At 64.3% G+C, this 5464-nt stretch carries 5 protein-coding genes; all 5 read left to right on the forward strand.

Going from position 1 to position 5464, the window contains the following annotated elements:
• Positions 1–556, forward strand: a 556-nt coding sequence (locus AC2FM5_RS19095; RefSeq protein ID WP_496737512.1) for an ABC transporter permease subunit, incomplete at its 5' end; no start/stop codon positions are given.
• Positions 557–566: 10 nt separating this feature from the next.
• Entirely contained in the window at positions 567–1607 is a 1041-nt protein-coding gene (locus AC2FM5_RS19100; protein WP_170365752.1) for an ABC transporter ATP-binding protein, read from the forward strand.
• Entirely contained in the window at positions 1607–2617 is a 1011-nt protein-coding gene (locus AC2FM5_RS19105) for an endonuclease/exonuclease/phosphatase family protein (protein WP_496737518.1), read from the forward strand. Before AC2FM5_RS19100 ends, AC2FM5_RS19105 begins: the two co-directional genes overlap by 1 nt.
• 143 nt (positions 2618–2760) lie before the next feature.
• Positions 2761–3813 (forward strand): quinolinate synthase NadA, encoded by a 1053-nt coding sequence (gene nadA, locus AC2FM5_RS19110; RefSeq protein ID WP_170372632.1) that lies wholly within the window; start codon positions 2761–2763, stop codon positions 3811–3813.
• An 8-nt stretch (positions 3814–3821) separates the two neighbouring features.
• A complete protein-coding gene (locus AC2FM5_RS19115) occupies positions 3822–5414 on the forward strand; it encodes an L-aspartate oxidase (RefSeq protein ID WP_496737516.1) in 1593 nt (530 codons plus the stop codon).
• The last annotated feature ends 50 nt before the right edge of the window (positions 5415–5464 follow it).

A 5464-nucleotide genomic window follows, 5' to 3' on the forward strand; every position in this document is an offset into this window, starting at 1 on the left:
CTATGCGATCGTCTATTTCCGGCTGCGCTTTGCCACGCTGGCTTTCTGGGTGATCTTCACCACGTTGTTGCTGCCGCTGGAGGTGCGCATTCTGCCCTCGTACGAAGTGGTGCAGAAGCTGGGGATGCTGAACACCTATCAGGGCCTCATCATCCCGCTGATCGCCTCGGCCACCGCCACGTTCTTCTTCAGGCAGTTCTTCCGCTCGGTTCCAGAAGAGTTGGTCGAGGCCGCGCGGATCGACGGCGCCGGCCCGGTGAAATTCTTCATCGACATCCTGGTGCCTCTGTCGCGTACGATGATTGCGGCGATGTTCATCATCATGTTCGTGTTCGGGTGGAACCAGTATCTGTGGCCCACGATGATCACCACCGAAGAGGACATGTTCACCCTGGTGCGCGGGATCAAGCAGATCACGCAGGTGCTGGAGGGCAACCGCATTCCCGAATACGGCCGGGCCAACCTGCTGGCGATCATCGCCATCATCCCCCCGGTCATGGTCGTCATCTTTTTCCAAAGCTGGTTCGTCAAGGGCCTGACGGAATCCGACAAGTAAGGCAGAATCAATGGCTCAGGTATCCCTGAAGAACATCCGAAAAATCTATCCCAACGGCGCCGAGGCGCTGACCCCGTCCAGTTTCGACATCGGTGATGGCGAATTCGTGGTTCTTGTCGGCCCGTCGGGCTGCGGCAAGTCCACACTGCTGCGCATGGTGGCCGGCCTGGAAGAAATCACCGAAGGCGAACTGACGATCAATGGCCGCGTCATGAATGACGTTGATCCGGCCGATCGCGACATCGCCATGGTGTTCCAGAACTATGCGCTGTACCCGCATATGACCGTGCGCAAGAACATCGCCTATGGTCTGAAGAATCGAAAGACGCCCAAGGACGAAATCGAGCGCAAGGTGGCCGAAGCCGCTTCGATGCTGAACCTGAACGAGTTTCTGGATCGAAAGCCCTCGCAGCTGTCGGGCGGTCAGCGCCAGCGGGTCGCCATGGGGCGGGCCATCGTCCGCGACCCGGCGCTATTCCTGTTCGACGAGCCGCTGTCGAACCTGGACGCCAAGCTGCGCAACCAGATGCGGATCGAGATCAAGGCGCTGCAGCGGCGTCTGGGGGTGACCTCGATCTACGTCACCCATGACCAGGTCGAGGCGATGACCATGGCCGACCGCATCATCGTGATGAACGCGGGCCGGATCGAACAGATCGGCACCCCGGCCGAGATCTATCACCGTCCGGCCTCGACCTTCGTGGCCAGCTTCATGGGCGCTCCGCCGATGAACCTGATCGGCGCACGTCTGGAGGGCGGCCGCGTGATGATCAACGGCGACACGGTGCTTGCCACGGCCGAAGGGTCTGGCGCGGTGACTGTAGGTGTGCGACCCGAAGATGTACTGATCGGGGCGGAGGGCTCGATCGCCTTTCACGTCGACATCATCGAAGAGCTTGGCGCGCACCGCCTGTTGCACGGGCGTCTGGCAGATCAGGAGTTCACGATCCACGTGGGCAAGGATGTCGAAGCCGCGCCCGGAGAAACGCGGATCTCACTCAAGCCCGACGCGATCAGCCTGTTCCACCCGGAAACCGGAAAAGCCCTGTGATCACGAACATCGTGTCGTCTTTGCCGCCGGTCTCGGATGATGTCCGAGACCGCATATTGGCAGCGCCGCGAACGGCCGAGGCGCACCGCGCCCTGATGGCGCAGACACCGGCGATGAACGCGGTGCAACTGGGCGGAAACGCAACCCGGGACGTTCTGGGTGCACGTTTCTCGGCTGCGGCTTGGAATGTGGAACGTTGCCTGTTCCCCGAAGAAAGCGCAGCCCACCTGGCGGCTGTGACCCCGGAAATCGTTCTGCTGTCCGAGGTGGACCACGGTATGTCCCGTACCGGTCAACGTCACACGACGGCAGAAATGGCCGACAAGCTGGGTATGGCCTACGCCTTTGGGGTCGAGTTCCACGAACTGGATCTGGGCGGCCCGACCGAGCGCGCTTTTTGCAAGGATGATTTCAACACCCTCGGGTGGCATGGGAACGCGATTCTGTCCTCGGTTCCGTTCAAACGCGTGGCCATGATCCGTCTTGACGACCATGGCCACTGGTTTGCGGCCGAGTCCGGGGCGTCAGATCCGCAACAACCGCGGCTGGGTGGCCGAATGGCAATTGCAGCAGAAGTCGCGACCGAGAACGGGCCTGTATGCGTGGTTTCCACCCATCTGGAAAGCAATGCTGCGGCGGCGCATCGCCATACGCAGTTTCAGCTTCTGCTGGATGCGCTCGATGAGTTTGCGCCCGGGATGCCGGTGCTGATCGGTGGCGATCTGAATACCGGCAACCACCTGCCACCGGATTTCGACTGGCGCCGGGAAACCCTGTTTGCTTTGGCGGAGCAGCGCGGCTTTTCCTGGGAGTTCACGACCGAAGGCCACACTACCCGGCCCAGCCTGATCACGCCGCACCCGGACCGGGTGATGAAGCTGGACTGGTTCGCCGGCAAGGGGCTGATCTGCCGCGACCGGGGTCTGCTGTCGTCGCTGACCGCCGACGCCAAGCCGCTCTCGGATCATGACTGCGTCTGGTGCGCGGTTGAGGTGCCTGACGCCGGGTGACTCCGGCCTGTCCGCGATATTTGGTCACGTGGCCCAACGTCCCGTTGAATTTCGGGGCGTTTTTTCGCGGTTCGACTGTGGAAAACGGTTTGGAAACCCCATAAGAACGAGGCCACCTATTCAACAGGCGGAAAACCAGTCCAGTGTTTGACCTCCCCGCGCAGCGCGCGCATCTTGCCGAGAAATTCGATCTGACCCCGTCGCCCGAGCTGGCCGCCAGCATGAGCGACATCTACGCCCGCATGTCGCGAGTCGTCACGCCAGCGGATTGGGCGATCTACGCGCCCTATGTCAAGGCGATCAACGATCTGAAAGCCGAACGCAACGCGGTGATCCTGGGCCACAACTACATGACGCCCGAAATCTATCACGGCATTTCGGACTTCGTCGGCGACAGCCTGCAGCTGGCCATCAAGGCGACCGAGGTCGAGGCCGACGTGATCGTGCAATGCGGTGTGCATTTCATGGCCGAGACCTCGAAGATCCTCAGCCCCGAAAAGACGGTTCTGATGCCAGACATGGAGGCCGGCTGTTCGCTGGCCGAGTCGATCACCGCCGAAGGCATTGCCGAAATGCGCCGCCGCTATCCCGGCGCGCCGGTCGTGTCCTATGTGAACACCACGGCCGAGGTGAAAGCGGCATCCGACATCTGCTGCACCTCGTCCAACGCGGCGCAGATCGTGGCGGCGATGGACAGCGACACGGTCATCATGACCCCCGACCAGTACCTGGCGCAGAACGTGGCCCGCGACGTGCCTCAGAAGAACGTGGTCTGGTGGGAAGGCTCATGCATCGTGCACGAACAGTATACGGCGCAGGACCTGCGCGAGTTCCGCGAATGGAACCCGGGCACCCGCCTGATCGCGCATCCTGAATGCCCGCCCGACGTGGTGGCCGAGGCCGATTTCTCGGGGTCTACCAGCGGTATCATCAAATACGTTACCGACGAACAGCCCGAAAAGGCGATGCTGATCACCGAGTGTTCGATGGCGTCGAACATCGCCGACGCGCTGCCGCAGGTTGATTTCGTCGGGCCCTGCAACATGTGCCCCTACATGAAGAAGATCACGCTGGAAAAGGTTCTGTATGCGCTCGATACCATGACCGGTCAGGTCGAGGTTGACCCCGACGTGGCAGAAAAAGCGCGCCTTTCGGTTCAGCGGATGATCGACCTGTCGCGCAAGCTGGGAATTTGATCGGGGCGATGCAGACGGTCTCGACCCCTCGGGTGGTCATCATCGGCGGCGGGCTGGCCGCGGTCTATACCGCGCTCAAGCTCGACCCGCACCCGGTGGTGATGATCTCGCCCGAGCCGCTGGGCTCGGGTGCCAGTTCGGCTTGGGCGCAGGGCGGGGTGGCGGCGGCGATGGACCCGTCCGACAGCCCCGAAGCCCATGCCCGCGACACGATGCGCGCCGGCGCGGGGTCGGTCCTGCAGGAGGTGGCCGAGTTCGTCACCCGCGCGGCCAGGGATCACATTCTGGACCTGTCCGATCTGGGCACCGGGTTCGACCGGGACGCCGAAGGCGGGTTCATCCAATCGCAGGAGGCCGCCCATTCAGTGGCCCGCGTGGTGCGCGTCAAGGGCGACCAGGCCGGTGCCGAAATCATGCGGGCCCTGATCGCCGAGCTGCGGCGGCGTGGTTCGGTCCAGGTGATCGAAGGGGCGCTGGCGGTGGGGCTGGAAAGCGACGGGGCCAAGGTCTCGGGCGTATATCTGGCGCCGACCGATGCGCCGGGGGCCGAACCGGTGCTGCTGCGCGGGGCGGCGCATGTGCTGGCCACGGGCGGGTCGGCGGGGCTCTATGCCGGCACCACCAACCCGGCGCGGATCCGGGGGCAGGGGATCGGCATGGCCGCGCGGGCCGGGGCCCGGATCGCCGATGCCGAGTTCATTCAGTTTCACCCCACCGCGATTGACGTGGGCGAAGACCCGATGCCTCTGGCTACCGAGGCTTTGCGTGGCGAGGGCGCCGTGTTGATCAACCGCCACGGCGAACGGTTCATGCAAGGTGTCCACCCCGATGCCGAACTGGCCCCGCGTGATGTCGTGGCGCGCGCCGTCTATCTGGAAACCAAGGCCGACAACCGGCCCGCGCTGGATACGCGCGCAGCGATCGGCGCGGCGATCCGCAGTCAGTTTCCGGCGGTGACCGAGGCCTGCCTGCGCAACGGTGTCGACCCCGTAACTCAACCGATTCCGGTGGCGGCGGCGGCGCATTACCACATGGGCGGCGTGGCCACCGACCTGAACGGCCGCAGTTCGCTGGCCGGGCTCTGGGCCTGTGGCGAAGCGGCCTCGACCGGGTTGCACGGGGCGAACCGGCTGGCCTCGAACGGTCTGCTTGAGGCGCTGGTCTTTGCCCGCGCCTGCGCCCGTGATATCGCCGGCACCCTGACGGTGGCCGACGCGCCCGAGGTGCGGCTGCGCCTGCCGTCCGGCGGCACCGACCCCGACCCCCAAGCCGTAGCCGAACTGCGCCAGGTCATGACTGATGGCGTGGGGGTGGTGCGCGACGCGGACGGGCTGCGCCGCGCCTTGGGCCGGATCGCCGTGTTGGAGTCGCTGCACGGCCAGTCGCACCTGTTCCGAAACATGACAGCAACCGCCACGCTGATCGCGGCAGCAGCGCTGATGCGCACCGAAAGCCGCGGCGCGCACTATCGGTCGGATTGTCCGGTTACGGCCGAAGGGCCGGGGCGGCGGTCTGATCTGACATTGGACGAGGCCGTGGCGCTGCGGTCGAAAATCTTCAAGGAAACCGCAAAATGCATCATGCCACTGTCCCCGACCTGATCCTCGAACCGATGGTCCGCGCCGCCCTGACCGAGGATCTGGGCACCTGC

Source organism: Ruegeria sp. BHSA162, from assembly GCF_059613385.1.